Below are 26,956 nucleotides of genomic sequence, written 5' to 3'. Positions count from 1 at the left end.
TTATTTCTCCATCGGCGTGGCGTCGCGGCCGCGCAAAACGATGTCCCAACGATAAGCGAGGGCATAGGAAGGGATGGTTTTTTCCAGGTCGAAACTGGCGATCAAACGCTCTTTGGCGCTGGTATCGGGCACGCAGTTGTAGATCGGGTCGTAGGCCAGCAACGGGTCACCCGGGAAATACATCTGGGTCACCAGGCGCGTCAGAATACTCGGCCCGAACAGGGAGAAATGGATATGCGCCGGGCGCCAGGCGTTATGGTGGTTACCCCACGGATAAGCACCGGGCTTGATGGTCTGGAACTGATACCAACCTTCGGCGTCGGTCACGGTACGACCGGTGCCGGTGAAGTTCGGGTCCAGCGGCGCGTCGTGCAGGTCGCGGGCATGGTTGTAACGACCGGCGGCGTTGGCCTGCCAGATCTCCACCAGAATGCCCGGCACCGGCAGACCGTCTTCATCCAGCACACGGCCGTGGATGATGATCCGTTCACCCAATGGCTCGCCCGAGTGCTGGGCGGTCAGGTCGTTGTCCCGCTCCTGAATACGCTCGGCGCCGATGGTCGGGCCGGTGATTTCCGACAGCGAATGAGGCAAAAACACCAACGGCTTGGACGGCGAGCGAAGGTTGGTGGATTGATAAGAAGGGTGCAGGTATTCCGGCTGAGTGCCCGCCTGCGGGCGACGGTAACCTGGTTTGTCAGTCATTGCGCTTTCCTCAATTCTTATTAGTCGCTTCTGTGCGTCAGACCCGTTCGATCGCCAGGGCCAGGCCCTGACCGACACCGACACACATGGTCGCCAAGCCTTTCTTGCCGCCCGTCTTTTCCAGTTGATGCAGTGCGGTCAGTACCAAACGTGCGCCGCTCATGCCCAGAGGATGGCCCAAGGCAATGGCTCCACCGTTCGGGTTGACCTGGGCCGCGTCATCCGCCAGTCCCAGTTCACGCAGCACCGCCAGACCCTGGCTGGCGAAGGCTTCGTTGAGTTCGATCACGTCGAAATCGTTGACCGCCAGGCCCAGGCGCTCAGTCAATTTACGCACCGCCGGCACCGGGCCAATACCCATCACCCGTGGTGCGACACCGGCGCTGGCCATGCCGAGCACTTTGGCGCGGGCGGTCAGGCCGTGTTTCTTCACGGCTTCGGCCGAAGCCAGAATCAGCGCTGCAGCACCGTCGTTCACACCGGAGGCATTGCCGGCGGTGACGGTTTTGTCGGGGCCGTTGACCGGTTTGAGTTTGGCCAGGGTTTCGAGTGTAGTGTCGGCGCGAGGATGTTCGTCCTGGCTGACCACTGTTTCACCCTTCTTGTGGGCAATGCGTACTTCAACGATTTCTTCGGCGAAAAATCCTGCGGCTTGCGCGGCGGCTGTCCGTTGCTGACTGCGCAGTGCGAAAGCGTCCTGATCCTCGCGGGAAACCTGGTAATCGTCGGCCACGTTATCGGCGGTTTGCGGCATTGCATCAACGCCGTACTGGGCTTTCATCAACGGGTTGATGAAACGCCAGCCGATGGTGGTGTCTTCCAGCTTCATGTTGCGCGAAAACGCGGCGTCCGCCTTGCCCATCACGAATGGCGCGCGGGACATCGATTCGACGCCACCGGCAATCGCCAGCTCCATCTCACCGCTGGCGATGGCCCGAAACGCAGTGCCGATAGCGTCCATGCCCGAAGCGCAGAGGCGATTGAGGGTGACGCCAGGAATGGTTTCCGGCAGCCCCGCCAGCAGCAACGCCATGCGAGCCACGTTGCGGTTGTCTTCGCCGGCCTGGTTGGCGCAGCCAAGGAACACCTCGTCCACCGCGTTCCAGTCCACCGACGGGTTGCGCGCCATCAGCGCCTTGATCGGCACGGCGGCCAGGTCATCGGCGCGAACCGCCGACAGGCCACCGCCGAAACGGCCGATGGGGGTACGAATCGCGTCGCAGATATAAACGTCACGCATCAGGCTTCTCCGGGTGCTTGGCCGTGGGCCGCCGCAGTGCGGGCTTCCAGATCACGCAGCGCGGTCAACTCGACTTCAGTTGGCTCGGCAGTGTTTTCAACGGTGTCGGCAAAACGAATCGGCCAACCGGTGGCCGCGATCACTTGCTCGCGGGTCACCCCTGGGTGCAGCGCGGTGACCACGAATTCATGGGTGCCGGCTTCCGGTTCCATGATGCACAGGTCGGTAATAATGCCGACAGGACCGGCGCCTGGCAGGCCGAGACGTTTGCGCGAATCACCGCCCTCGCCATGACCAACCGAGGTAATGAAGTCGAGCTTGTCGACGAACGAACGCGCCGACTGCTTGAGGATGATCAGCACGCTCTTGGCGGAACCGGCGATCTCCGGCGCGCCACCTGCACCTGGCAGGCGAACTTTCGGCTGGTGGTAGTCGCCGACCACCGTGGTGTTGATGTTGCCGAAACGGTCGACTTGCGCGGCACCGAGAAAACCGACGTCAATGCGCCCGCCCTGCAGCCAGTAGCGAAAAATCTCGCCGGTCGGGACGACGGTGTCGGCGGTTTCCGCCAGCTCACCGTCACCGATCGACAATGGCAGTACGCTTGGCTTGGCACCGATCGGACCCGATTCGTAGATCAGGACTACATCGGGCGAGGACGTCAGTCGCGCCAGGTTGGCGGCTTTCGACGGCAGGCCGATACCAACGAAGCACACCGAACCGTTTTTCAGGCGGCGGGCGGCGGCGACGGTCATCATTTCATTGGTGGTGTAAGTCATTACTTGGCCTCCGAAGCAGCGGCCAGCTTGGCCTGGAACTCGCTGAAGTCAGCGCAGCCGTGGATGTACTCGTTGATCCACGCGGTGAAGGTTTCACGGTCGCGGGCAATCGGATCCCAGGCCTGGTAGAAGCGGTTGTCACGCTCGGTGTAACCGTGGGCGTAGGACGGATGCGCGCCGCCCGGTACGTGGCAGACCGCGCTCAGAGCCCAGGTCGGCAGCACGCAAGCGTTCATCGGTGCGTTGAGGTCATCGACGATTTCTTCGACGGTGACGATGCAACGCTTGGCCGCCAGCGCCGCTTCTTTCTGCACCCCGAGGATGCCCCAGAGCAGCACGTTGCCTTGGCGGTCGGCTTTCTGCGCGTGAATCACGGTGATGTCCGGACGCACCGACGGTACCGCCGCCAGCACTTCGCCGGTGAACGGGCACGTGACGGTTTTGATCAGCGGGTTGACCTTCGGCAGGTCGGAACCGGCGTAGGCACGCAGCACCGCGAACGGTAAGCCCGAAGCGCCCGCGACGTAGGCATTGGCCAGGTCGGCGTGGCTGTGCTCTTCGATTTCCAGCGCATGCGGCCACTGCCGCTCGACTGCGTCACGCAGACGGTGCAGCGAACCGACGCCGGGGTTGCCGCCCCAGGAGAAAATCAGTTTGCGAGCACAACCGGCACCGATCAACTGGTCGTAGATCAAGTCAGGCGTCATCCGCACCAGGGTCAGGTCTTTCTTACCCTGACGAATGATTTCGTGACCGGCCGCCGTAGGAATCAGGTGAGTGAAGCCTTCGAGCGCGACGGTATCGCCGTCGTTGACGAACTGCTTCACCGCGTCATGCAGCGAAAGGATTTCAGCCATGGGGCAGGCTCCCGTTTATTGTTAACCGACAGTGTGGGAAAAAGGCGCCGATGCGCAGCGCCGGAATGACTGAAGATTAAGCCCCTGGAATGACCCAAACAATCCGATAATCGACTGAGCGTTCGTTTATCGAACAGATTGTTACCTCACTATCGTTCTCTTTCAGATCGTTCCCACGCTCTGCGTGGGAATGCAGCCAGGGACGCTCCGCGCCCCAAAAGCGGACGCAGAGCGTCCATTGAGGCGTTCCCACGCAGAGCGTGGGAACGATCGAACAATCTCGGAAATCGCCCTCAGGTCGCATCCGCATGGCTGACCATGCCCTTGATCACCACCGCCGTGGTCGCCAACGCGGCCGGAATCACCAGCGCCGTCAGCACCTGCTCGAAGTTCCAGCCCAGGCCCAGCAACGTCGCGCCCATCCACGCCCCGAGGATCGCGCCGAAGCGGCCAATCCCAAGCATCCACGACACACCGGTCGCCCGCCCTTGCGTCGGGTAAAAACGCGCCGCCAGCGACGGCATTGCCGATTGCGCGCCGTTGACACACATCCCAGCCACCAGCACCAGGGTCGCCAGCACGGCGATGTTGCCCAGGCTCTGCCCTACCGCGTAGGCAAACACCCCGGCCAATAGGTAGAAAGTGCCGATGACCTTGTGCGGATTGAACCGGTCCATCGCCCAACCTACGCCCACTGCGCTCAACACCCCACCAAGCTGGAACAGCGCACCAATGAATGCGGCCTGCTCCATGCTCGCGCCGCTGTCACGCATCAGCGTCGGCAACCAACTGGTCAGCAGATAAACAATCACCAGCCCCATGAAGTACGTTAGCCACAGCAACAATGTGCCGGTGCTGTAAGTACCGGAGAAGATCACCGCGAACACATTGCGTGCCTTCACGGTTTTCTGTTCCGGCACACTGAAACTCGAAGCCTGGGCCACCACCGCTGGGTCGATCGGTGCCAGGGCCTTGCGCACTTTGTCGGTACCGCGATTGCGCACCACCAGATAGCGCGCCGATTCAGGCAACCACAACAGCAAAACGACGGTGAGTATCAGCGGCAGAATCCCGCCGATCATCAACAGGCTGTGCCAGCCGAAGGCCGGGATCAGTTTGGCCGAGATGAACCCGCCCCCGGCCATGCCGAGGTTGAAGCCGCAGAACATGCTGGTCACCAGCAGGGATTTCTTGCGTTCCGGGGTGTATTCGGACAGCAGCGTGGTCGCGTTCGGCATGCCGGCGCCCAGGCCCAGGCCGGTGAGGAAACGCAGCACCAGCAGTTGATCGACATTGGTGCTGTAAGCCGATGCCAGGCTGAACGCACCGAACAACAACACCGCGCCTACCAGTACGACTTTTCGCCCGAAGCGGTCAGCCAACGGCCCGGAACCCAAGGCGCCAAAGACCATGCCGATCAGTGCCGCACTCATCACCGGGCCGAGGCTGGCGCGATCGATGCCCCAGTCCTGGGACAATGCCGGCGCGATAAACCCCATGGCCGCGGTGTCGAGGCCATCGAGGAAGACAATCAGGAAACACAGGATCACCACCCGCCATTGGTAGCGCGAAATGGGTTGAGCGTTGATGAAGGACTGCACGTCGAGGCAGTTCCCTACAGCAGACTGAGGCTGGTTCATTATTTTTATTCCACGCAAAGAACGCAGTCGAACAAGTGCCAGCCGAGGCTGACGCCGTCACAAGAAAAGAAGGTCGGGATCAGACGATCCGGTTTCGGCAGTTAGGGCGGTGGGAACAGCGACAGTGGGGAAACGTGCACATGACGATGCCTCTTCTCATTATTATTGGGTCGTCGTCCGGCAACCGGCTGAGGGCCAGCAGCGCCGGATGACGCTGCCGCGACATTAATGATCCGAGAGAAACAGCGTCAATTCGATAAACGCGACTCTGTGCGTTTATCGAACAGCTTAGGCGAAGAGCTGCGCGCTAAGGTCGCGGCTGGCACTCAACAAACCTGGCAGGAAACGTTGCTCCAGCTCGCTGCGGCTGACCCGGCCGGCATGGGTGCTGACGTTCAGCGCCGCCACTACCTGGCCAGAAGCGTCATACACCGGCACGGCAATCGAGCGCAGGCCTTGCTCCAGTTCCTGATCGACGATGCACCAGCCTTGTCGCCGTACTTCTTGCAAGCATTCGAGCAAGGCCTCGGGGGTGTGCAGGGTGCGACTGGTCTTGGCTTGCAAGTCTGCATGGTCGAGGTATTCGCGCAGCGACGTGTCGTCCAGCGCGGCGAGCAGAATCCGGCCCATGGAGGTGCAATAGGCCGGCAAGCGCCCACCCACCGAGAGGTCGACGGAAATCAGCCGTTGGGTAGTCGCCGAGCGCGCGATGTACAAAATGTCATCGCCCTCCAGCGTGGCCATGTTGCAGGCCTCGTGCAGTTGCTCGCTCATGCGGTCCAGGTACGGCTGGGCAGACACCGCCAGTGGAGTCGACGACAGATAGGCATGGCCCAGGGTCAAGACTTTGGGCAGCAGCGAATAGGTGCGCCCGTCGGTGGTGGCGTAGCCGAGCTTGATCAGCGTATGCAGGCAACGTCGCACAGCGGCGCGGGGTATTTCCGTGCGGTGGCTGATCTGTGCAATGGTCAGGTGCCGCTTGCGCTCCTGGAACGCTTGCACCACCGCCAGGCCACGGGCCAGGGAAGTCATGAAATCCGGGTCACCGGTCAGGGCCTGGATTCGCTTGGCGGGCGAGGCGACGATCGGCGGCGCCACTGAAGCGAAGGAATTGCGCATTTGATCGTTCATATCAGGTTCCCCATACGGATCAGCGACTATTACAAGCGGCCCCGGTCTGACACACAAGCCAGCGACTGCCAGGATTGGGCGATTATCGAACCATAGGCCGATAATCGCAATCGTGCTGCGTACATTCAGCCATCCTGCTTTCACTCACCCACAATACGGTTGTTATTTTCGGTCACTGGTTTAAAGGAGAACGATGTAATAATTTGTCCGGCTTAATGGCGCCAGAAAGTCACCACTGCAACTGGCATCAGTCCACCGTAGTTACCGGCAAGTTGCGAGCAACAAAACAATCACACATGAGGAACTACTTTTAACTGCCAAGAGATAGTGTTCTTCGAATCGACCGCTATAATGCATTTCAGAGGCGACCGGTTTTTTTGTACCGATTCCGCCCGCCGGCAGCGCGATATCCATCGCCGCTGTCCGCAGCAAGCGCTTGACGCTCATTTAATATGTTCCGCCAACGCGCTCGCTGAAACAGGAGACTGATGCTGCGTCAGCTGTTTTGCTCTGGTGCCGTGGCCGCCTGCAACATTGAAGTATTGATTGTGCCGTGGGAACGATGTCGTATCAGGCATTGTCCTTTCGACGAGCATGGTCAATAGATCGATGCAGCGCGTTTCACCAGAATTAATCTCAACTCAATCAGGTAGCACTGTGACGAAAGACGAACTGCGCGCGGAACTTGAGCGCCAGGAACAACGTTACAAGGAAGTTTACGGCGGGGAAGTCACCACCTACGCCGCTCAGCCCGAACCCGAACGCAAACCCTGGCGTAAACGCGCCACCGTTCAGGATCAGGCCTTCACCCAGGAATTGCAGAAGATGGAAAAGGAACTCAAAGCCGAAGAGCCATGACCGCCTCGACTTGAATCCTTTCAAGAGCCTGCGTCTGCGCCCGTTAAAAGCGGGTTGTATCGATGGTGCTTTTCGCGCCCGCTACAAGCGGGCAGCGGCTTCCTCATCCATTCGATGAGGCAAACGGCTCTTGCCTGACCTTCTTCTCAGATATTTCACACAAGCGTTCAAGCCTCTCGTCCCAACGAGAGAAACCCTTGTGGCTGCTGCCTTTCCAAGCGAATTCAATGACTTGTAGGCCCCTGAAAAAACCTGGGATTCAGGGGATTGCCACCCACTAATTCATTGAAGAATGTAACCGATGAGCAGCAAGTGCATCGATTATCAGTCTTTTCTGGCATAATCGCGCCCCCTTACGAACGGGTCAGAAAACCTTCATGATCGATTTATTCAGCGGACTGGATGCTTGGGTGCTTGTGAGCCTCTTGCTCGCCCTGGCCTTTGTCCTCGCCTTCGAGTTCATCAACGGCTTTCATGACACCGCAAACGCGGTGGCCACTGTTATCTACACCAAAGCCATGCCGCCTCATCTGGCGGTGTTCTTTTCCGGTGTGTTCAACTTCCTCGGCGTGCTGCTGGGCGGTGTGGGGGTGGCGTATGCCATCGTCCATCTGCTGCCAGTAGAACTGTTGATCAATGTGAACACCGGTCACGGGCTGGCCATGGTGTTCTCGTTACTCGCCGCCGCCATCACCTGGAACCTGGGCACCTGGTACTTCGGTATCCCGGCCTCCAGTTCCCATACGCTTATCGGTTCGATCCTCGGTGTCGGCCTGGCCAACGCCCTGATCAACGACATTCCGTTGGCCGACGGCGTGAACTGGCAGAAAGCGATCGACATCGGCGCGTCCCTGGTGTTCTCGCCTATGGCCGGCTTCCTCGTTGCCGCCCTGGTGTTGATCGGCCTTAAATGGTGGCGTCCGCTGTCCAAGATGCACAAGACACCGGAACAGCGCCGCAAGATCGACGACAAGAAACACCCACCGTTCTGGAACCGTCTGGTACTGGTGATTTCGGCGATGGCGGTCAGCTTCGTGCACGGTTCGAACGATGGCCAGAAAGGTATCGGCCTGATCATGCTGGTGCTGATCGGTATCGTCCCGGCGCAATTCGTACTCGACCTGGGCAGCACCACCTACCAGATCGAACGGACGCGCGATGCAACCCTGCACCTGAGCCAGTTCTACAAGCGCAATGCCGATACGCTGGGTGAATTCCTGGCCCTGGGCAAAAGCGTGGAAGGTGATCTGCCGGAGAAATTCCGTTGCAACCCGCAACAGACCGAACCGACCATCGCCGCCCTGCTCGACACCCTCAAGGGTGTAGCCGACTACCACTCGCTGCCGGCGGAAAGCCGCATCGAAGTGCGTCGTTACCTGCTCTGCCTGGACGACACGGCGAAGAAAGTCAGCAAGCTGCCTGGCCTCGCTGCCCGTGAAAAGGCTGACCTGGACAAACTGCGCAAGGACCTGACCACCACCACTGAATACGCCCCGTTCTGGGTGATTCTGGCGGTCGCACTGGCCCTCGGCCTGGGTACCATGGTCGGCTGGAAGCGCGTGGTACTGACCATCGGCGAGAAAATCGGCAAGCAAGGCATGACCTATGCCCAAGGCATGTCGGCGCAGATCACCACCGCGAGCATGATCGGCCTGGCCAACATCTTCAGCCTGCCCGTCTCCACTACCCACGTCCTGTCCTCAGGCGTGGCCGGTACCATGGTCGCGAACAAAAGCGGCCTGCAAGGCGGCACCGTCAAAACCATCCTGCTGGCCTGGGTCCTGACCCTGCCAGCCACCGTAGGCCTGTCGGCCGGCCTGTTCTGGCTGGCCTCCAAGGCACTGGGTAGCTGATACACCGCTACTGAAAAAGGCGCGTTCCGTGAGGTTCGCGCCTTTTTTATTGCCCACATTTCGGTATTAGATCGTTCCCACGCGCAGCAAAGGAATGCAGCCCGGGACGCTCCGCGTCCCTTTCGATCGCACAAAAAAAAGGGCGACCGAAGTCGCCCAAAATGCCTTGCGTGCTCATTGCTCTAGAAAGACCTACGGTTTTCTCCGCTTATGCGAATCCTTCCAGATAAAAAATCCAAACCCTGCAAAAAACAGAACCATGAGGCCGACTGTCAGCACTCCGGCGATCACCACGTTATCGAAAAACATGACTGGCCTCCTGGACTTGCCCTGTTGCGATGGGGCTAAGTTAACCAATCGGGCAGGAGAGAAAATTGACCGGGATCAATGCCGCCCGCGACGGGACGTAAAGGAAGGGAAATAACTGACCTGCATCAACAGATGCAGGGTGTTTCAACGCTTTTTCGGTTTGTTCTTCGGCTTTTTCTTCGCTTTACCCAACGGCATGGCCTGCTCAAATGCCTGGCGCACTTCGTTCAGGCGCTTTTCATTAAGGTCATGAACCCGTTTGGCACGTTCAGAATTGAGGTCGATCAGCTTGTCATCTTGGCTCATGGCGTTCAGTGCATCGCTTGGAAATGAATTCAGCTGCCGGCTAAAGGCGACAGGATTGCGCCAATAATGCGGTCTGGCGCGGGCGCTGACCAGTCTCCGACACTTCAGATCTCAATATCGACCCACAACCCCTGACGTGGCTGATTCTCCATCAACGGGACCACCGGCACGGTATTGTCGGCATTGAGCTCATTGCCGGGGATCGCCAGATGCTCTTCAGGATCCTCATCGGCCTCGCGACGGCGCCGCTCCCGCTCCTGCTGCCGACGCTGTTCCTCGCGCAGCTGCAGGCCCGCCTCTTCCGGGTCGCGCTTTTGCAGGTCGATAGTGCTTTCATTGGAGCTTTCCTGCACCGGCACCACGGGGGGAATATCCGGACGCTGGCGGATCGGATCCTGCTGTGAAGTGATCGGCACGGCGCTCAAGGGGAGCATCGGTGGCAGCATATTATTAGTCTCCTGTCAGAAGTCTGTCGGCTGCGGGGATGGCGACTTGAGCCATTGGTCGCAAACTTGTGATCCGCTTGGCACGATCTTCCATCGGACAACGTAGAACTCAAGCGTTCCCGAAGATCGAAAGATCGCAGCCTTCGGCAGCTCCTGCGCACGTAAACCTTTGGTCTGGGGCCTGATTCCGTTAAGATAGCCCGCTTTTTCAAGGTGGGAGTCAGGCAGCATGGCGCAGCAGTATCAACCGGGGCAACGCTGGATCAGTGACAGCGAAGCCGAGCTGGGTTTAGGCACCGTTCTGGCACAGGACGGCCGCTTGTTGACCGTGCTCTACCCGGCCACTGGCGACACTCGCCAGTACGCGCTACGGAATGCGCCCCTCACCCGCGTGCGGTTTTCGCCGGGTGACTCGATTACTCACTTCGAAGGCTGGAAACTGACCGTACAGGAAGTCGACGACATCGACGGCCTGCTGGTCTACCACGGCCTCAATGGGCAGAACGAAGTGGTCACCCTGCCGGAAACCCAGCTGTCGAACTTCATTCAGTTCCGACTGGCGAGCGACCGTCTGTTCGCTGGCCAGATCGACCCGCTGGCCTGGTTCTCCCTGCGTTACCACACCCTGGAACACACCAGCCGCCAGTTGCAGTCATCGCTCTGGGGCCTGGGTGGCGTGCGCGCGCAACCGATCGCGCACCAGTTGCACATCGCCCGTGAAGTCGCCGACCGCATTGCGCCGCGGGTTCTGCTGGCCGACGAAGTGGGCCTGGGCAAGACCATCGAAGCCGGTCTGGTGATCCATCGCCAACTGCTCTCGGGCCGCGCCAACCGCGTGCTGATCCTGGTGCCGGAAAACCTCCAGCACCAGTGGCTGGTGGAGATGCGCCGCCGCTTCAACCTGCAAGTTGCGCTGTTCGATGAAGAACGCTTCATCGAAAGCGATGCCACCAACCCGTTCGAAGACACCCAGCTCGCCCTGGTGGCGCTCGAATGGCTGGTGGAAGACGAGAAGGCCCAGGACGCGCTGTTCGCCGCCGGCTGGGATTTGATGGTGGTCGACGAAGCGCACCACCTGGTGTGGCACGAAGACCAGGTCAGCCCTGAGTACTCCCTGGTGGAGCAGCTTGCTGAAACGATCCCGGGCGTATTGCTGCTGACCGCAACCCCGGAACAACTGGGCCAGGACAGCCACTTCGCCCGTCTGCGCCTGCTCGACCCGAACCGTTTCCATGACCTGCATGCCTTCCGCGCCGAGAGCGAAAACTATCGCCCGGTGGCCGAAGCCGTTCAGGAGTTGCTGGACAAAGGGCGCCTGTCGCCTGAAGCGCACAAGACCATTCACGGCTTCCTCGGCAACGAAGGCGAAGCCCTGCTGAGTGCAGTCAACGATGGCGATACCGACGCCAGCGCCCGTCTGGTCCGCGAACTGCTGGACCGCCATGGCACTGGCCGCGTGCTGTTCCGTAATACCCGCGCCGCCGTGCAGGGTTTCCCGGAGCGCAAACTGCACCCGTACCCGCTGCCGTGCCCGGCCGAATACCTCGAACTGCCGTTGGGCGATCACATCGAGCTGTACCCGGAAGTCAGCTTCCAGTCCCAGCCGGACGCCAACGAAGAAGAACGCTGGTGGAAATTCGACCCGCGCGTCGAGTGGCTGATCGACACCCTGAAAATGCTCAAGCGCACCAAAGTGCTGGTGATCTGTGCCCACGCCGAAACCGCCATGGACCTGGAAGACGCCCTGCGCGTGCGTTCCGGCATTCCGGCCACGGTGTTCCACGAAGGCATGAACATCCTTGAGCGTGACCGCGCCGCCGCCTACTTCGCCGACGAAGAATTCGGCGCCCAGGTGCTGATCTGCTCGGAAATCGGCAGTGAAGGTCGTAACTTCCAATTCTCGCACCATCTGGTGCTGTTCGACCTGCCGTCGCACCCGGACCTGCTGGAGCAGCGTATCGGTCGTCTCGACCGGATCGGCCAGAAGCACGTCATCGAACTGCACGTGCCGTACCTGGAAACCAGCCCGCAAGAGCGGCTGTTCCAGTGGTACCACGAAGCGCTGAACGCCTTCCTCAACACCTGCCCGACCGGCAACGCCTTGCAGCATCAGTTCGGCCCGCGCCTGCTGCCGCTGCTGGAAGAGACCGACGATGGCGAGTGGAAAGCGCTGATCGACGAGGCCCGCGCCGAGCGTGAGCGTCTGGAAGACGAACTGCACACCGGTCGCGACCGCTTGCTGGAGCTCAACTCCGGCGGCGCGGGTGAAGGTGATGCGCTGGTCGAAGCGATTCTCGAACAGGACGATCAGTTCGCCCTGCCGATCTACATGGAAACCCTGTTCGACGCCTTCGGCATCGACAGCGAAGACCATTCGGAAAACGCGCTGATCCTCAAGCCCAGCGAAAAAATGCTCGACGCCAGCTTCCCGCTGGGCGACGACGAAGGCGTGACCATCACCTACGACCGCAACCAGGCGCTGTCTCGCGAAGACATGCAGTTCATCACCTGGGAACACCCGATGGTTCAGGGTGGCATGGACCTGGTGCTGTCCGGCTCGATGGGCAACACCGCCGTGGCGCTGATCAAGAACAAGGCACTGAAGCCGGGCACCGTGTTGCTGGAACTGCTCTACGTCAGCGAAGTGGTTGCCCCGCGTTCGCTGCAACTGGGTCGTTACCTGCCGCCGGCCGCCCTGCGCTGCCTGCTCGACGCCAATGGCAATGACCTGTCGGCCCGGGTGTCGTTCGAAACCCTGAACGATCAACTGGAAAGCGTGCCCCGCGCCAGCGCCAACAAGTTCATCCAGGCCCAGCGCGACCAGCTGACGCCAAGGATCAACGCCGGCGAAGAGAAGATCACCCCGCGTCACGCCGAGCGCGTGGCCGAGGCACAACGTCGCCTGGCGGCCGATACCGACGAAGAACTGGCGCGCCTGACCGCCTTGCAAGCGGTCAACCCGACCGTGCGCGACAGCGAACTGGTTGCCCTGCGCAAGCAGCGCGAGCAAGGCCTGGCCATGCTCGACAAAGCGGCATTGCGACTGGAAGCGATTCGGGTGTTGGTAGCGGGTTAATCCCCCTACTCCACCGCTATAAAAAAGGCCCGCAGCGATGCGGGCCTTTTTTTGTCTGCTGGATTGTTTTGGTGTTGTTGATGGCCTCATCGCGGGCAAGCCCGCTCCCACAGGTTATATGAACGACATAAGTCCCTGTGGGCGATCAGGCAGTCACCGCAGAGCCTGCAGGCTCAACCACCGCCACCAACCCTTCTTTCATCCGCTTCGCATCCCGCACAAAACACCGCGATGCCAAAAACAGAAACACCATGGTGAAAAACAGCGCCACCGGGATCAGGTACATCGCGTCATGCAGGCCGACAGCCTTGAACGCCTCGGTCATCTGCTCGGCACCCGCCGAGAGCATCGCGGTATGGGCGAAGTGATCGGACAGACCGCCCACCACCACCGGCCCCAAACCACCGCCCAACAGATACAACCCGGCAAAGAACAACGCCATCGCCGTCGCCCGCAGGCGTGGTTCGACCACATCCTGAATCGCCGTGTACACGCAGGTGTAGAAGTTGTAGGCGAACAGCCACCCCAGGCTGAATACCGCGACAAATACCCCGATCTCGATCCGCCCGGCATGCAGCGCCCAAGCCGTGCACAACGTCGAAATGATCAGGCTGAACGCGGCGAACAGCAGTCGCCCGTTGGCCACCCGCTGGTGAATCTTGTCGGCAATCCATCCGCCTAATGTCAGGCCGAACAACCCGGTCACCCCGACGATCACCCCGGTCGCCACCGCCGCGTCCTGTAACGGCATCAGGAAATAGCGCTGCAGCATCGGCACCAGAAACGAGTTGCAGGCATAAGTGGCGAAGTTGAAGCACAGCCCCGCCATCACCAGCCACAGAAAAGTCGGCACCGCCAGCACTCGACGGATCGGCCGGTCCACGCGCTCCTGAGACACTTGCACACTTTCCGCCGCGCCACGTTTCGGCTCTTTGATGAAGAACATGAAGACCGCCAGGATCAACCCAGGCACCGCGGCGATGAAGAATGGCGCTCGCCAGCTGTCGAACGCCTTGACCATCGCACCAATGGTGAAGAACGCCAGCAGCAGGCCCAGCGGCAAGCCGAGCATGAAAATGCCCATGGCCCGTGCCCGACGATGCGCCGGGAACAAATCGCCGATCAACGAGTTGGCGGCCGGCGCGTAACTGGCTTCACCGATGCCGATGCCCATCCGCACGATCAGGAAACTCCAGAAACTGCCCACCAACCCGTTGACCGCGGTCAGCCCGCTCCACGCCGCCAGGCCCCAGCCCATCAGTTTGCTGCGCGAACCGGTATCGGCCAATCGCCCCAGAGGCAGGCCGGCAATGGCGTAAACGATGGTGAATGCGGTGCCGATGATCCCCAGCTGAAAGTCGCTGAGGTGCCACTCCATGCGGATCGGCTCGATGATGATCGCCGGAATGGTGCGGTCGAAGAAGTTGAACAGGTTGGCCAGGAACAACAGGAACAGAATGCGCCAGGCATTCGCCGCTTGGGTCGAGTTCTGCATGGGTCCGTCTCTTTTTATTGTTGTTGGGGCCGTCACTGTCCCCGGAACCTCCAATCTAGTCAGGCCCGTCAGGGCTGTCTGTCATTATTCGCAAGGCTGATATCAGCCCATGGCGCCACACATAACTTGTGGGATCAATGCTGTCAGGGAGTCAGGTTTTTCACCATCAGTCGCAGGCTGGAAAAATACCTCCGTACCCCCCTTCCCAACGGCATGGCGAAGCCTAGAATAGCGGCCTTGTCTGCCCACCCTGCCCCCATTCCTCTTTTGATCATTGCCCATGTCCGAAGCCAGTCCGTGTCTGAATTGCGGTGCCTGCTGTTCTCATTTCCGCGTGTCTTTTTTCTGGGGTGAATGCACCTCGGCCGGGGGCACGGTGCCTGACGAACTGGTCACGTCCATCAGCCCCAGCCGGGTGGCCATGCTGGGCACAGACTGCAAACCTGTTCGCTGTGTCGGTCTGGTGGGCGAAGTGGGCAGCACCGTGCAGTGCTCGATCTACGATCAGCGCTCCAGCACTTGTCGGGAGTTCGACGCCTCTTGGGCCAATGGCGAGGCGAACGTGGATTGCGATGCGGCACGGGCCGCGTTCGGGCTGCCCGCCCTGCAACCTGAATTCGAAACGCCTTTTGAGCAGATCGCCTAAGGCTTGGCAGCGACCGCAATCAAGCCATTCGAAAAATATTTGACATCATTGCGCTATCATCCCTTGCGCTCCATGTAAGCCCTCTATACTGCCAGCATTCGCCAGCGCGCATGACGCAGGCCAAGATGACTCACAGACGGGACATGCTATGGAGTGGCTTGGTTTGCATTTCATGACCGGGCTGCCGGAAAGCGGGCAGGTCATACTCAATTGCACCCATAACCCGTTTCTGGTGTTGCTGGCCTATCTGGTCGCCTGCACGGCCGGTTTCGCCACGCTGGACATGACCGAGCGGGTGGGTCATGTGGAAAAGTCCGCCTCTCAACGACTCTGGCGCTGGGTCGGCGCCGGGTGTCTGGCGGGCGGTATCTGGTCCATGCACTTCATCAGCATGCTGGCGTTCCAGGTGCCGATCGAAATCCATTACCACCTGCCCACCACCCTGATCTCGCTGTTGTTCGCCCTGACCGCCTCGTGGCTGGCCATGTACACCCTGAGCCATCCCCAACTGAATTTCTGGCAATACCTGCGGGCCGCGGTGTGGATCGGCCTGGGCATCGCGACCATGCACTACGTGGGCATGGCCGCACTGCGATCGAATGCGCTGGTCTATTACCAACCCGCCCTGTTCGTGCTCTCCGTCGTGATCGCCATCGGTGCCAGCCTGGCTGCCCTGTTGATTTCCAGTCACTTGCGCGATGACACCGGTGCATATCATCTACTGGTCAAGTACACCGCCAGCCTGGTGCTCGGAGCCGGCATCGTCAGCATGCATTTCACCGGCATGGCATCGCTCAACCTGGTGCTGCCCGATGACAGCCTTCAACCGCTGCCCGGCGACAACAATCACCTGCAATTGGGGCTGACCGTAGCCGTGATGGCGCTGCTGATCATCGGCAGCAGCATCAGTGCCGCTCTGGCGGACAAGAAGCTGCAACACAAGGAGTCCGACCTGCAGCGGGTCAACGCCCTGCTCAGTCAACTGGACCAGGCACGCATGTCGCTGCAACAGGTGGCGCATTACGACCCCTTGACCAACCTGCTCAACCGCCGGGGTTTCAACCAGCTCTTCGCCGAGAAGCTCATCGAAAAAACCAACGAAGGCGGCATGCTCGCGGTGATATTCCTCGACATCGACCACTTCAAGCGGATCAACGACAGCCTTGGCCATGACGCCGGCGACGAATTGCTCAAAGTCCTTGCCAGTCATATCAAGGCCTCGGTGCGCAGCCACGAAGACGTGGTGGCGCGTTTCGGAGGCGACGAATTCTGCCTCCTCATCAACCTGTACGACCGTGAAGAAGCGCGGCATATGGCCCAGCGCATCATGCTGAAAATGAAGGACCCCATCGAGCTGTCCGGACGGCGCATGGTCATGACCACCAGCATCGGTATCAGCCTGTTTCCGGAAGACGGCAAGACCTGCGAAGAACTGCTGAAGCACGCCGACCTGGCGCTGTATCAGTCCAAGGGTAGCGGTCGCAACAGCTTGCACTTTTTCAGTTCCAACCTGAAAGCCCGCGCCACCCTGGAGTTGCAGCTCGAAGAAGAACTGCGTCACGCCCTGCGCGAAGACTCCGGGTTGATGCTGTATTACCAGCCGATCTATGACCTGAGAATCGGCCGAGTCAGCAAACTGGAAGCGCTGGTCCGCTGGCAACATCCGGTTCACGGATTGCTGACACCGGATCGGTTCATCGCCATCGCCGAGGCCAACGGCCTGATCGCTGAACTGGACAATTGGGTATTGCGCAAAGCCTGCGAAGACCTGGGCGAACTGTCCCGCCACGATTGCGACGACCTCAAGATCGCAGTGAATTGCTCGCCCCTGAACCTGGCGCGAGAAGAGTTGGCCGATGAAATCGAACACGCCCTGCACGTCTACGGGGTGACGCCCCAGCGACTGGAGCTGGAGGTGACCGAAAATGCCCTGATGGGTAATATTTCCAACACCCTGGTGTTGCTGCGGCAGATTCGCGCCCTTGGTGTTTCGTTGTCGATCGACGACTTCGGCACCGGCTATTCATCCCTGGCCTACCTCAGGCGCCTACCATTAAACACGCTGAAGATCGACCGCTCGTTCATTCAGGACATTCCCATGGCCACCCAGGACATGGAAATCGTCCAGGCCATTATCGTCATGGCCCATACCCTGCATTTGCAAGTCGTCACCGAAGGTGTCGAGACCCTCGAGCAATATGACTTTCTCCAACGCCACGGCTGCGATTTTGTCCAGGGCTACCTGCTTAGCCATCCGGTGCCGCTGGCTGAGTTGCGGCCGGTGCTGGCCGAAATCAACCAGCACACGCATGCCGTCAATCCGTTGAATCTGGCTCACGGTACAACTGCACTAACGTCGAGGGATCCTTTTCCAGGAACCCCTGCCCCCCATGGAGGCGCATCAGTTGTGCGGCCAATCCGCTGATCGGCGTGGCCGAACCCTGTTCGCGGGAAAACTTCACGGCGGTATCGAGATCCTTGAGCAACGTGCGTACGTGCCATTTCACGGGCTCGAAACGGCTTTCGGCCATTTGCGGCGCGAGAATCTGCAACGGTTTTGAATCGGCGAAACCACCGGCCAGCGCCTCGGCAATCAGGCTGGCATCGACCCCGGAGCGCTCAGCCAGGGCCACCACTTCAGCAATGACCAAGGCATTGCAGGCGACGATCATCTGATTGCAGGCCTTGGTCACCTGCCCCGCACCGACCGCGCCCATGTGGGTCACGCGCTGGCCAAGGGTCAGCAACACCGGCCGCACGCGCGCAAGGTCTGCCGCCTCGCCACCGACCATAATCGCCAGACTGCCGGCCTCGGCGCCGACCACCCCGCCGGACACTGGCGCATCGAGCCAACCCATCCCGGTTTTATTGGCCAGTGCTGTGGCCATTTCCCGCGTTGCGGTGGGCTCCAGGCTGGAAAAATCCACCAGCAACTGGCCGCTTTTCGCCCCCTCGGCAACGCCAGCCGCGCCAAACACCACCTCACGTACCACCGCGGTATCGGCCAGGCACAGCATCACCGCGTCGGCGTGCTGACACAGCTCGGCCGGTGTCGCCACTTGCCGCGCGCCGGCCTCGACCAGCGCTGCACACTTGGCCGGGTTGCGGTTCCACACCGTCAGCGGATAACCGGCCGCCAACAAGCGTCGGCACATCGGCAAACCCATCAGGCCGATTCCGGCGAACCCCAGCGCAGGCAACGTTGCCATCATTTAGCCTCTCTCTGATTAAAGATCATCGAATATTGGCCGATTCATCATGGTTAAGGAAAGGATTCCCCCGAGCGATGTTCAGGCCAAGGCCCTGACGCTTGGGCCACATTCGCGCTAAAAAAAGACGCGAGATCCCATTCCGTGATGACTCGATGACACTTGTCGCCGAGCCGACCAGTCCAGGTATATGGCGCACAATGACTTCTAAAAACAATCCGGCCACCGCGGTATCCGACCTGACCCTGAGCCCCGCGGCAAACAGCCCCTCATCGTCGAAGCCATTGCCCCCGTCGCGTCCGCTGTCGACTCAGCAATACCTGTACTTCACCGAAACCAATACCGACCGCATCCTCGACAACCTCGACGGCCTGCGCGACCTGGTGTTCCCGCGCCCGCCCCATCTGGAAGGCGACAACGAACAGCACAACGACCAGGAATTCCCCTCGGTGTGCCTGATCGGCCTGGGCCGCTGCGGTTCGAACATCGCGCTGGACGTGGCGGAGCTGGTGTACAACGCCCGCAAGTTCTACCTCAACGAATTCAACAACGAAGACCGTCTGTCGCCGGATAAACGCTACGCCGAAAAGGGCTACAGCCCGGCGCAGTGGATTCGCAACAACCTGCGCCTGGGGCCGAACAAGGCCACCAAACCGGTATTCCTGGTGGAACCGCTGGTGATGCTCGGCGACCTGGACAAGGACATCGCCGGTCGCATCCGTTTCTCGCGCAAGGGCGAAAAAAGCGGCTTTTTGCGCGACTACAGCAAAATGAAAATCATGGACTTGTCGGAAGTCCACGCCGGTGGCGCCGGTAACGCGCCGATCCTCGGCCAGTACCTGGCCAAGATCATCCTGAACAAGGACACCCAGCGCTTCTCCAGCCCCGACTGGAAGATGATTCACTCGTACCTGATCGACAGCTGCGGGATCAAGGCCAACCAGTCGCGCCTGTACTTCTCGATCTTCAGTGCCGGCGGCGGTACCGGTTCGGGCATGGCCTCGGAATTCGGCCTGGCCCAGCAGCACTCGTACATGAACAAGACGTTCGACACCAAGCCGATGGACGAACACGACGGCAAGAGCGGCCATTCCTTCGTCTTCGAGCCGATCTTCACCAGCGGCATCTGCGTACTGCCGAACATTTCCGATCACCGCAGTGAAATGTCCGAAGCGCTGCACATCAACGCCGGTCGCCTGCTGTGCAAATACCTGTCGGAAGAGTGGGACTTCTCCTACAACTTCGCCAACGAGGACAGCAGCGAAGCCAGCGTCATGGGCCGTATCCGCCCATGGAACGCGATGATGCTGATCTCCAACGACATCATGCGTTATGCCGAAGAAAGCGATGACGGCAACATCCAGAACATCGACGTCAACGCGATGGAAAAGCACGCCAACCAGTACATCTCACAGCAGATCTTCAACATTCTGACGGCGCAGGCGGTCACCACCGACTACGACCAGAACTATTTCCGTCGCGCTGGCATCGACATCGGCGAAACCATTCGCCTGGACGCCAACGACCTGTTCATGAGCCTGGCCGGCCCGGTGGCAATTGCCTACGCCGAGTCCGTGGTGCCGGAAACGCCGCCGCCAAGCAGCGACAAGTTCAAGGTGTTCGAGAAAGAGCCGCAGCGCCTGAACATCGACGACCTGTTCTTCCGCTCCATCGACCTCCCGCACTTCAACAAAGTCACCCAGGCGATTGAAGGCATCAGCCTGTTGCCGATCGAGTCCAAGCGCTACCGCGCCTCGCTCGAGCAGTACAAGAATTCGGGCTATGACGCGGCCGCGCTGCACGACCTGCACTTCTTCAAGAATTGCTCGTCGGTGGTGTCGATCGTGTCCTTGCCCAAAGACTACAAACTGTCCTACATGGACCTGAACCGGTTGAAGACTCACCTCAACAGCTTGTTCCCCAACACCACGCTCAAGCGTTATGCACTGGTGATCGGCGCCTCGGCCAACCTGTCGCTGACCACCCTGATCGCCAAGAGCCCATGCCTGTCGGACGACTTCCTGACGCTGATCGTGGCGTTCATCAAGCGTTGCTTCGCAAAAAATCCGTATCGCTTCGACGAAACGCTGGATAACTCGATCCTGGACTTCATCATCCATGAAGACTTCGACGAAGACCGGATCGACGACCTGCTCAACGAATTCGAAAACCCGGCGAAGATCCTCGACACCAACTGGTACGCGATCAAACCGATGTACGAGAAGAAGTACCGCGAGCTGATCAACGACAAGGACAAGTTCGTCTCGATCAATGACATTCGTTTGTCGCGCGATTGCGTGAAGAAGGCGATCAAGTACCTGCGCGAGATATACCGTCACCGGATTGGCAAGACCAAGGTTATTTCGCTGAATAACCATACGGGCAAGACGGCTTATTGAGGTCGAGCCTTTAACGATCGCAGCCTTGTGATGATCGTTCCCACGCAGAGCGTGGGAATGATCACAACACCCAGAAACAATTGAGCAGCCCATCGGCTGCTCAATAAACTGTTCCCGTTACGTTTACGTCACCGTTATACCGGCCTTTCTGTGGCCTTTCTCCACGGCAACGTGCCATCACGCTACTCGGCTACACACTTTTGCCCGACAAAACCAAGCACCAAATCGGTGCAAGCATTCAAGCCTTCGCCCTTTCCTGGATCATAATCCACGGCGAAACAACCACGGCCCACAGCTCCGGATCACGCTCGAAAAGATCCAGCGCCCGCGTTTCAGACAGCTTGGCGACCTTGTCGGCGGCCAGCCAGGCAGCGACTTTCTCGCCTTCATCGGTCGCCACCGCCTCCGCCGCAGCAATCAAATCCAGGCCTGGGTCGACCCACAATAGGGCACCCTTGGCGAAGAACGGCTCCAACTCTTTCCAGGTAATAGATGCGGTTTCACCAAGCAGCTTGGCATAGAGGGTGCTAGGTTCTTGAGTCATGGGTTGCTGTCCGCAAAAGAAATCGATGTGAATGATAACGTCGGTGTTGCGCCAGAAAAACCCGGATGCAATTGCGTTACCGATTGAAAAACCCGGGAAAGCCAGGGAATGCTGCTGCTTCAAGTATTAGCCAGCTAACATCCTGCCGCGATTCTGTCTTTTTCTTTCAACAAAGCGACACCCTCAGGTTTTGCCCCCTGGCGCCAGCTTCCCAGGCTAACAATCGGCGCTCTACACTGTACCGGTACAGTTGCCGGGGGCATTTTCCGGAGGATATCGACGATATCTGACCCGGTTCTGCTGCTACGGCGCCAGGACTATAAAAACTACAACAGTAAGAGTGGAGCACTATGACTAAGGCTACTAAGCAGATTTCAAAACTGTTTGCCGCTATGGTTCTGGCCGGGGTTGCCAGCCATTCGTTCGCCGCCGACACCATCAAGATCGGCATCGCCGGCCCTAAAACCGGCCCGGTCACTCAATACGGCGACATGCAGTTCATCGGCGCCAAGATGGCCATCGAGCAGATCAACGCGAAGGGCGGCGTCGACGGCAAGATGCTCGAAGCCAAGGAATACGACGACGCGTGCGACCCTAAACAAGCCGTGGCCGTCGCCAACAAAGTGGTCAACGATGGTGTGAAATTCGTGGTCGGCCACCTGTGCTCCAGCTCCACCCAGCCAGCTTCGGACATCTACGAAGACGAAGGCGTGATCATGATCACCCCGGCCGCCACCAACCCGGACATCACCACCCGTGGTTACAAGCTGGTGTTCCGCACCATCGGCCTGGACAGCGCCCAGGGCCCTGCCGCCGGTAACTACATTGCCGATCACGTAAAACCGAAAATCGTTGCCGTGCTGCACGACAAACAGCAATACGGTGAAGGCATCGCCACCGCCGTGAAACAGACCCTTGAGAAGAAAGGCGTCAAGGTTGCCGTGTTCGAAGGCCTCAACGCCGGTGACAAGGACTTCTCCTCGATCATCCAGAAGCTCAAGCAAGCCAACGTCGACTTCGTCTACTACGGCGGCTACCACCCGGAGCTGGGCCTGATCCTGCGTCAGTCCCAGGAAAAAGGCCTGAAAGCCAAGTTCATGGGGCCTGAAGGCGTCGGCAACGACTCCATCTCGCAAATTGCCCAGAATGCTTCCGAAGGCCTGTTGGTCACCCTGCCGAAATCCTTCGACCAGGACCCAGCCAACAAAGCCCTGGTACAAGCCTTTGCCGACAAGAAGCAGGACCCAAGCGGTCCGTTCGTGTTCCCGGCCTACTCGGCTGTCGAAGTGATTGCCGAAGGTATCAAGGCAGCCAAGAGCGAAGACACCGCCAAGGTGGCTGAAGCCATTCACAAAGGCACCTTCAAGACCCCGACCGGTGATCTGTCGTTCGACAGCAAGGGCGACCTGAAAGACTTCAAATTCGTGGTCTATGAGTGGCACTTCGGCAAACCAAAAACCGAAGTTTCCCCTCAGTAAGCTAGCTCCATGATTAATAAAGCCCACTGCGCAAGCAGTGGGCTTTGTTTTACGAGATTAATGAGTCAGAGTCCCGCGATCCGGGAGTTGGCTTACCTGAAAATCTTAAAACCGTCACCAGCGGTTCGCTGGCAAACGCTCGTGCGAAGGTGGCCACAGACCACACAGCCCGGGCCGGAACATGACTCCACCAGTGAAATGCGTATCAGGTTTTTAGGAGCGCTGTAATGCCTGAGATCTATCACTTCTTCCAACAGCTGGTTAATGGGATGACCATTGGCAGCACCTATGCCCTTATAGCCATTGGCTACACAATGGTTTACGGCATTATTGGAATGATTAACTTCGCCCATGGCGAGGTCTACATGATCGGTTCCTACGTGGCCTTCATCGTCCTTGCCGGACTGGCCATGCTGGGTATCCATTCTCTGCCGTTGTTGATGACCGCCGCTTTCCTGGCGACCATCGTAGTGACCAGTGCCTACGGCTACAGTATCGAACGGATCGCCTACCGCCCTCTGCGGGGCAGTAACCGTCTGATCCCGCTGATCTCCGCCATCGGCATGTCGATCTTCCTGCAGAACTCCGTACTGCTCTCGCAGGACTCCAAGGACAAATCGATCCCCAACCTGATTCCGGGCAGCTTCAGTTTCGGTCCAGGCGGCGCACAGGAAGTGCTGATCTCCTACATGCAGATCCTGGTGTTCGTGGTGACCCTGGTGGTGATGCTCTGTCTCACCCAGTTCATCTCGCGTTCACGACTGGGACGCGCCTGTCGGGCCTGTGCCGAAGACATCAAGATGGCCAACCTGTTGGGCATCAACACCAACAACATCATCGCCCTGACCTTCGTCATCGGTGCCGCCCTGGCGGCCGTGGCGGCAGTACTGCTGAGCATGCAGTACGGCGTGATCAACCCTAACGCCGGATTCCTGGTAGGCCTCAAAGCCTTTACCGCGGCGGTGCTGGGTGGCATCGGCAGCATTCCGGGCGCCATGCTCGGTGGTCTGGTGCTGGGGGTAGCCGAAGCATTCGGCGCCGATATATTCGGTGACCAGTATAAGGACGTGGTGGCTTTCGGCCTTCTGGTCCTGGTGCTGTTATTCCGGCCAACCGGCCTGCTGGGTCGTCCGGAGGTTGAGAAAGTATGACTAGGAATCTTAAACAGGCGCTGTTCAGCGCCCTGCTGGTATGGGCCGTGGCCTATCCGGTACTCGGCCTGAAACTGTCCATCGCCGGGATCAACCTCGAAGTGGAAGGCGCCAGCACCTCCACGCTGATCATCATCGCCACCTGCTCGGTGCTGATGTTCCTGCGTGTGCTGTTCGACCGCGAATACTCGGCGGCCATGCGCTCCGTGCCCAAGGGCAAACTGATCCCGGCCAGCGCGAGCCACTTCCTGACCCTGCCGACCACCCAGCGCTGGATCATCATGGCGTTGATCGTCGTGGCACTGGTGTGGCCGTTCTTCGGTTCACGCGGTGCGGTGGACATCGCCACGCTGATCCTGATCTACGTGCTGCTCGGCCTGGGCCTGAACATCGTGGTCGGTCTGGCCGGCCTGCTCGACCTCGGTTACGTCGGCTTCTACGCCGTGGGCGCCTACAGCTATGCGCTGCTGTCGCACTACTACGGGCTGAGCTTCTGGATCTGCCTGCCGATCGCCGGCCTGATGGCGGCCACATTCGGCTTCCTGCTCGGTTTCCCGGTGCTGCGCCTGCGCGGTGACTATCTGGCGATCGTGACCCTGGGCTTCGGTGAGATCATCCGTCTGTTCCTGCGTAACCTGACGGGCCTCACCGGCGGACCGAACGGCATCAGCAACATCCCCAAACCGTCGCTGTTCGGCCTGACCTTCGAAAGAACGGCCGCCGAAGGCATGCAGACCTTCCACGAGTTCTTCGGCCTGACGTACAACCCGGTCAGCAAGGTGGTTTTCCTCTACCTGGTGGCGCTGTTGCTGGCACTGTTCGCGCTGTTCGTGATCAACCGCCTGCTGCGCATGCCGATCGGCCGTGCCTGGGAAGCCTTGCGCGAAGACGAAATCGCCTGCCGTGCCCTGGGCCTGAACCCGACCGTGATCAAGCTGTCGGCCTTCACCCTGGGTGCCTGCTTCGCCGGTTTCGCCGGTAGCTTCTTCGCCGCGCGCCAAGGGCTGGTCACACCGGAGTCGTTCACCTTCATCGAGTCGGCCACCATCCTCGCCATCGTGGTGTTGGGCGGCATGGGCTCGCAGTTGGGCGTGGTTCTCGCGGCTGTCGTGATGATCCTGTTGCCCGAACTGATGCGTGACTTCAGCGAATACCGCATGTTGATGTTCGGCGCCTTGATGGTGCTGATGATGATCTGGCGTCCTCAAGGTCTGCTGCCGATGCAACGCCCCCACATGGAGCTGCGCAAATGAGCCGTGAGATCCTGAAAGTAGATGGCCTGAGCATGCGCTTCGGCGGCCTGTTGGCGGTCAATGGCGTAGCCTTGAGCGTCAAAGAGAAACAAGTGGTCTCGATGATCGGCCCCAACGGCGCCGGCAAGACCACTGTATTCAACTGCCTGACCGGTTTCTACAAACCCACCGCCGGCACTATCCAGCTCAACGGTGAAGCGATCGAAGGCCTGCCCGGCCACAAGATCGCTGGCAAAGGCGTGGTGCGGACGTTCCAGAACGTGCGGCTGTTCAAGGACATGACCGCCGTGGAAAACCTGCTGATTGCTCAGCACCGGCACCTGAACACCAACTTCCTGGCAGGCCTGTTCAAGACCCCGGCGTTTCGCCGCAGCGAACGCGAGGCGATGGAATACGCCGAGTTCTGGCTCGACAAGGTCAACCTCAAGGAGTTCGCCAACCGCCCGGCCGGCACCCTGGCTTATGGTCAGCAGCGCCGCCTGGAAATCGCCCGCTGCATGATGACCCGTCCAAGCATCCTCATGCTCGACGAACCGGCCGCCGGCCTCAACCCGCGGGAAACCGACGACCTCAAGGCGCTGATCGGCACCCTGCGTGAAGAGCATAATGTGACGGTGCTGTTGATCGAACACGACATGAAACTGGTCATGAGCATTTCCGACCATATCTTCGTGATCAACCAGGGCACACCGTTGGCCAACGGCACGCCGGAGCAGATCCGCGACAATCCTGAAGTGATCAAAGCCTACCTGGGGGAAGCGTAAATGCTGCAGTTCGAAAACGTTTCCACCTTCTACGGCAAGATCCAGGCGCTGCACAGCGTCAACGTCGAAGTCCGCCAGGGCGAGATCGTGACCCTGATCGGCGCCAACGGTGCCGGCAAGTCGACCCTGCTGATGACCCTCTGCGGTTCGCCGCAAGCCCATAGCGGCAGCATCCGCTACATGGGCGAAGAGCTCGTCGGCCAGGACTCGTCGCAGATCATGCGTAAAAGCATCGCCGTGGTTCCGGAAGGCCGTCGGGTGTTTGCTCGTCTGACCGTGGAAGAAAACCTCGCCATGGGCGGGTTCTTCACCGACAAGGGCGACTATCAGGAACAGATGGACAAAGTTCTCGGACTTTTCCCACGCCTGAAAGAACGCTTTGCCCAACGCGGCGGCACCATGTCCGGCGGCGAACAGCAAATGCTCGCCATCGGTCGCGCGCTGATGAGCAAGCCCAAGCTGCTGCTGCTCGACGAGCCATCGCTGGGCCTGGCACCGATCATCATCCAGCAGATCTTCGACATCATCGAACAACTGCGCAAGGACGGTGTGACGGTGTTCCTGGTGGAGCAGAACGCCAACCAGGCCCTGAAAATCGCCGACCGTGCCTACGTGCTGGAAAACGGCCGGGTGGTGATGCAAGGCACCGGTGAAGCGCTGCTGACTGACCCGAAAGTGCGCGAAGCGTACCTCGGTGGTTAAGCCTTTGCGGTAAACAAAAAACGGCCTTCGGGCCGTTTTTTTTTTGTGCCTGGTACAAACCTCAAAACAAATGAAGAGCCCGCTCCCACAGGGGATTCGTTGTGTTTTGAGGGTT

General features: G+C 59.7%; 24 protein-coding genes. 11 read left to right on the top strand and 13 right to left on the bottom strand.

Annotation, left to right across the window (positions count from 1 at the left end):
• The 7 genes from pcaH to AC1RL4_RS25850 all read right to left on the bottom strand — a co-directional run bounded on the left by pcaH (position 1) and on the right by AC1RL4_RS25850 (position 6,799).
• Positions 1–705: a protocatechuate 3,4-dioxygenase subunit beta gene (gene pcaH / locus AC1RL4_RS25880; protein WP_230175516.1), complete on the bottom strand. Its 705-nt coding sequence runs from the start codon at positions 703–705 to the stop codon at positions 1–3.
• A gap of 37 nt (positions 706–742) precedes the next feature.
• Positions 743–1,948, bottom strand: a complete 1,206-nt coding sequence (gene pcaF, locus AC1RL4_RS25875; RefSeq protein ID WP_172901227.1) for a 3-oxoadipyl-CoA thiolase — start codon at positions 1,946–1,948, stop codon at positions 743–745.
• On the bottom strand, positions 1,945–2,724 hold the full coding sequence (locus AC1RL4_RS25870) for a CoA-transferase subunit beta (protein ID WP_019580916.1): 780 nt from the start codon (positions 2,722–2,724) through the stop codon (positions 1,945–1,947). Before AC1RL4_RS25870 ends, pcaF begins: the two co-directional genes overlap by 4 nt.
• Positions 2,724–3,581 (bottom strand): CoA transferase subunit A, encoded by an 858-nt coding sequence (locus tag AC1RL4_RS25865; protein ID WP_018926877.1) that lies wholly within the window; start codon positions 3,579–3,581, stop codon positions 2,724–2,726. The genes AC1RL4_RS25870 and AC1RL4_RS25865 overlap by 1 nt, the downstream gene beginning before the upstream one ends.
• A gap of 293 nt (positions 3,582–3,874) precedes the next feature.
• The gene (pcaK, locus tag AC1RL4_RS25860; RefSeq protein WP_019580917.1) at positions 3,875–5,221 is read right to left on the bottom strand and encodes a 4-hydroxybenzoate transporter PcaK; all 1,347 of its coding nucleotides are present in this window, start codon (positions 5,219–5,221) and stop codon (positions 3,875–3,877) included.
• A 288-nt stretch (positions 5,222–5,509) separates the two neighbouring features.
• Entirely contained in the window at positions 5,510–6,352 is an 843-nt protein-coding gene (pcaR, locus tag AC1RL4_RS25855; protein WP_007935836.1) for a pca regulon transcriptional regulator PcaR, read from the bottom strand.
• 261 nt (positions 6,353–6,613) lie between these two features.
• Positions 6,614–6,799, bottom strand: coding sequence for a hypothetical protein (locus tag AC1RL4_RS25850; RefSeq protein ID WP_138866217.1), 186 nt, complete (start codon positions 6,797–6,799; stop codon positions 6,614–6,616).
• Between the two features lie 210 nt (positions 6,800–7,009).
• Here AC1RL4_RS25850 and AC1RL4_RS25845 point away from each other — a divergent pair, with 210 nt between their 5' ends.
• Both AC1RL4_RS25845 and AC1RL4_RS25840 read left to right on the top strand, forming a co-directional pair.
• Positions 7,010–7,210, top strand: a complete 201-nt coding sequence (locus tag AC1RL4_RS25845; RefSeq protein ID WP_007935837.1) for a hypothetical protein — start codon at positions 7,010–7,012, stop codon at positions 7,208–7,210.
• Positions 7,211–7,587: 377 nt separating this feature from the next.
• On the top strand, positions 7,588–9,063 hold the full coding sequence (locus AC1RL4_RS25840) for an inorganic phosphate transporter (protein WP_019580918.1): 1,476 nt from the start codon (positions 7,588–7,590) through the stop codon (positions 9,061–9,063).
• Positions 9,064–9,255: 192 nt separating this feature from the next.
• Here the strand turns inward: AC1RL4_RS25840 and ccoM are convergent, their stop codons facing one another.
• From ccoM to AC1RL4_RS25825, 3 genes are all read right to left on the bottom strand, one after another.
• Positions 9,256–9,372, bottom strand: a complete 117-nt coding sequence (gene ccoM / locus AC1RL4_RS25835; RefSeq protein WP_018926882.1) for a cytochrome c oxidase subunit CcoM — start codon at positions 9,370–9,372, stop codon at positions 9,256–9,258.
• Positions 9,373–9,516: 144 nt separating this feature from the next.
• Complete coding sequence (locus AC1RL4_RS25830; RefSeq protein ID WP_007935839.1) at positions 9,517–9,678, bottom strand: hypothetical protein; 162 nt, start codon at positions 9,676–9,678, stop codon at positions 9,517–9,519.
• Between the two features lie 104 nt (positions 9,679–9,782).
• Positions 9,783–10,124 (bottom strand): hypothetical protein, encoded by a 342-nt coding sequence (locus AC1RL4_RS25825; RefSeq protein ID WP_019580919.1) that lies wholly within the window; start codon positions 10,122–10,124, stop codon positions 9,783–9,785.
• Positions 10,125–10,353: 229 nt separating this feature from the next.
• Between AC1RL4_RS25825 and rapA the strand changes: the two genes are divergently transcribed.
• Positions 10,354–13,200: an RNA polymerase-associated protein RapA gene (rapA, locus tag AC1RL4_RS25820; RefSeq protein ID WP_028939254.1), complete on the top strand. Its 2,847-nt coding sequence runs from the start codon at positions 10,354–10,356 to the stop codon at positions 13,198–13,200.
• Between the two features lie 145 nt (positions 13,201–13,345).
• Here rapA and AC1RL4_RS25815 read toward each other — a convergent pair whose 3' ends face one another.
• Entirely contained in the window at positions 13,346–14,713 is a 1,368-nt protein-coding gene (locus AC1RL4_RS25815; protein ID WP_269210591.1) for a spinster family MFS transporter, read from the bottom strand.
• A 262-nt stretch (positions 14,714–14,975) separates the two neighbouring features.
• Here AC1RL4_RS25815 and AC1RL4_RS25810 point away from each other — a divergent pair, with 262 nt between their 5' ends.
• Positions 14,976–15,341, top strand: coding sequence for a YkgJ family cysteine cluster protein (locus tag AC1RL4_RS25810; RefSeq protein WP_018926887.1), 366 nt, complete (start codon positions 14,976–14,978; stop codon positions 15,339–15,341).
• Positions 15,342–15,489: 148 nt separating this feature from the next.
• Positions 15,490–17,766 (top strand): putative bifunctional diguanylate cyclase/phosphodiesterase, encoded by a 2,277-nt coding sequence (locus AC1RL4_RS25805; RefSeq protein WP_028939253.1) that lies wholly within the window; start codon positions 15,490–15,492, stop codon positions 17,764–17,766.
• Here AC1RL4_RS25805 and AC1RL4_RS25800 read toward each other — a convergent pair.
• On the bottom strand, positions 17,657–18,553 hold the full coding sequence (locus tag AC1RL4_RS25800; protein ID WP_172901171.1) for an NAD(P)-dependent oxidoreductase: 897 nt from the start codon (positions 18,551–18,553) through the stop codon (positions 17,657–17,659). The two genes, AC1RL4_RS25805 and AC1RL4_RS25800, sit on opposite strands and share 110 nt — an antisense overlap.
• Before the next feature lie 197 nt (positions 18,554–18,750).
• Here AC1RL4_RS25800 and AC1RL4_RS25795 point away from each other — a divergent pair, with 197 nt between their 5' ends.
• A complete protein-coding gene (locus tag AC1RL4_RS25795; protein ID WP_019580924.1) occupies positions 18,751–20,949 on the top strand; it encodes a hypothetical protein in 2,199 nt (732 codons plus the stop codon).
• A gap of 238 nt (positions 20,950–21,187) precedes the next feature.
• Here the strand turns inward: AC1RL4_RS25795 and AC1RL4_RS25790 are convergent, their stop codons facing one another.
• Positions 21,188–21,493 carry a DUF2288 domain-containing protein gene (locus AC1RL4_RS25790; RefSeq protein ID WP_026286481.1) on the bottom strand — a complete coding sequence of 102 codons (306 nt, stop codon included), beginning with the start codon at positions 21,491–21,493 and terminating at the stop codon, positions 21,188–21,190.
• A gap of 350 nt (positions 21,494–21,843) precedes the next feature.
• Between AC1RL4_RS25790 and AC1RL4_RS25785 the strand changes: the two genes are divergently transcribed.
• From AC1RL4_RS25785 to AC1RL4_RS25765, 5 genes are all read left to right on the top strand, one after another.
• Positions 21,844–22,971 (top strand): branched-chain amino acid ABC transporter substrate-binding protein, encoded by a 1,128-nt coding sequence (locus AC1RL4_RS25785; protein ID WP_019580926.1) that lies wholly within the window; start codon positions 21,844–21,846, stop codon positions 22,969–22,971.
• 227 nt (positions 22,972–23,198) lie between these two features.
• Positions 23,199–24,122, top strand: a complete 924-nt coding sequence (livH, locus tag AC1RL4_RS25780; protein WP_018926893.1) for a high-affinity branched-chain amino acid ABC transporter permease LivH — start codon at positions 23,199–23,201, stop codon at positions 24,120–24,122.
• Positions 24,119–25,375, top strand: coding sequence for a high-affinity branched-chain amino acid ABC transporter permease LivM (locus AC1RL4_RS25775; RefSeq protein WP_019580927.1), 1,257 nt, complete (start codon positions 24,119–24,121; stop codon positions 25,373–25,375). The genes livH and AC1RL4_RS25775 overlap by 4 nt, the downstream gene beginning before the upstream one ends.
• Entirely contained in the window at positions 25,372–26,139 is a 768-nt protein-coding gene (livG, locus tag AC1RL4_RS25770; protein ID WP_230175518.1) for a high-affinity branched-chain amino acid ABC transporter ATP-binding protein LivG, read from the top strand. The genes AC1RL4_RS25775 and livG overlap by 4 nt, the downstream gene beginning before the upstream one ends.
• Positions 26,140–26,841, top strand: coding sequence for an ABC transporter ATP-binding protein (locus AC1RL4_RS25765; protein ID WP_019580929.1), 702 nt, complete (start codon positions 26,140–26,142; stop codon positions 26,839–26,841).
• Positions 26,842–26,956: the final 115 nt, after the last annotated feature.

Source organism: Pseudomonas sp. GW822-FHT07A10 (genome assembly GCF_058798795.1).
This window is presented reverse-complemented; position numbering and strand designations above follow the sequence as displayed.

Coding starts and splice junctions, on each gene's coding strand:
- pcaH (WP_230175516.1), bottom strand. CDS start 705: ATGACTGACAAACCAGGTTACCGTCGCCCGCAGGCGGGCACTCAGCCG.
- AC1RL4_RS25870 (WP_019580916.1), bottom strand. CDS start 2,724: ATGACTTACACCACCAATGAAATGATGACCGTCGCCGCCGCCCGCCGC.
- AC1RL4_RS25865 (WP_018926877.1), bottom strand. CDS start 3,581: ATGGCTGAAATCCTTTCGCTGCATGACGCGGTGAAGCAGTTCGTCAAC.
- pcaK (WP_019580917.1), bottom strand. CDS start 5,221: ATGAACCAGCCTCAGTCTGCTGTAGGGAACTGCCTCGACGTGCAGTCC.
- pcaR (WP_007935836.1), bottom strand. CDS start 6,352: ATGAACGATCAAATGCGCAATTCCTTCGCTTCAGTGGCGCCGCCGATC.
- AC1RL4_RS25850 (WP_138866217.1), bottom strand. CDS start 6,799: ATGAGCGTCAAGCGCTTGCTGCGGACAGCGGCGATGGATATCGCGCTG.
- AC1RL4_RS25840 (WP_019580918.1), top strand. CDS start 7,588: ATGATCGATTTATTCAGCGGACTGGATGCTTGGGTGCTTGTGAGCCTC.
- ccoM (WP_018926882.1), bottom strand. CDS start 9,372: ATGTTTTTCGATAACGTGGTGATCGCCGGAGTGCTGACAGTCGGCCTC.
- AC1RL4_RS25830 (WP_007935839.1), bottom strand. CDS start 9,678: ATGAGCCAAGATGACAAGCTGATCGACCTCAATTCTGAACGTGCCAAA.
- AC1RL4_RS25825 (WP_019580919.1), bottom strand. CDS start 10,124: ATGCTGCCACCGATGCTCCCCTTGAGCGCCGTGCCGATCACTTCACAG.
- rapA (WP_028939254.1), top strand. CDS start 10,354: ATGGCGCAGCAGTATCAACCGGGGCAACGCTGGATCAGTGACAGCGAA.
- AC1RL4_RS25810 (WP_018926887.1), top strand. CDS start 14,976: ATGTCCGAAGCCAGTCCGTGTCTGAATTGCGGTGCCTGCTGTTCTCAT.
- AC1RL4_RS25805 (WP_028939253.1), top strand. CDS start 15,490: ATGGAGTGGCTTGGTTTGCATTTCATGACCGGGCTGCCGGAAAGCGGG.
- AC1RL4_RS25800 (WP_172901171.1), bottom strand. CDS start 18,553: ATGATGGCAACGTTGCCTGCGCTGGGGTTCGCCGGAATCGGCCTGATG.
- AC1RL4_RS25795 (WP_019580924.1), top strand. CDS start 18,751: ATGACTTCTAAAAACAATCCGGCCACCGCGGTATCCGACCTGACCCTG.
- AC1RL4_RS25790 (WP_026286481.1), bottom strand. CDS start 21,493: ATGACTCAAGAACCTAGCACCCTCTATGCCAAGCTGCTTGGTGAAACC.
- AC1RL4_RS25785 (WP_019580926.1), top strand. CDS start 21,844: ATGACTAAGGCTACTAAGCAGATTTCAAAACTGTTTGCCGCTATGGTT.
- livH (WP_018926893.1), top strand. CDS start 23,199: ATGCCTGAGATCTATCACTTCTTCCAACAGCTGGTTAATGGGATGACC.
- AC1RL4_RS25775 (WP_019580927.1), top strand. CDS start 24,119: ATGACTAGGAATCTTAAACAGGCGCTGTTCAGCGCCCTGCTGGTATGG.
- livG (WP_230175518.1), top strand. CDS start 25,372: ATGAGCCGTGAGATCCTGAAAGTAGATGGCCTGAGCATGCGCTTCGGC.
- AC1RL4_RS25765 (WP_019580929.1), top strand. CDS start 26,140: ATGCTGCAGTTCGAAAACGTTTCCACCTTCTACGGCAAGATCCAGGCG.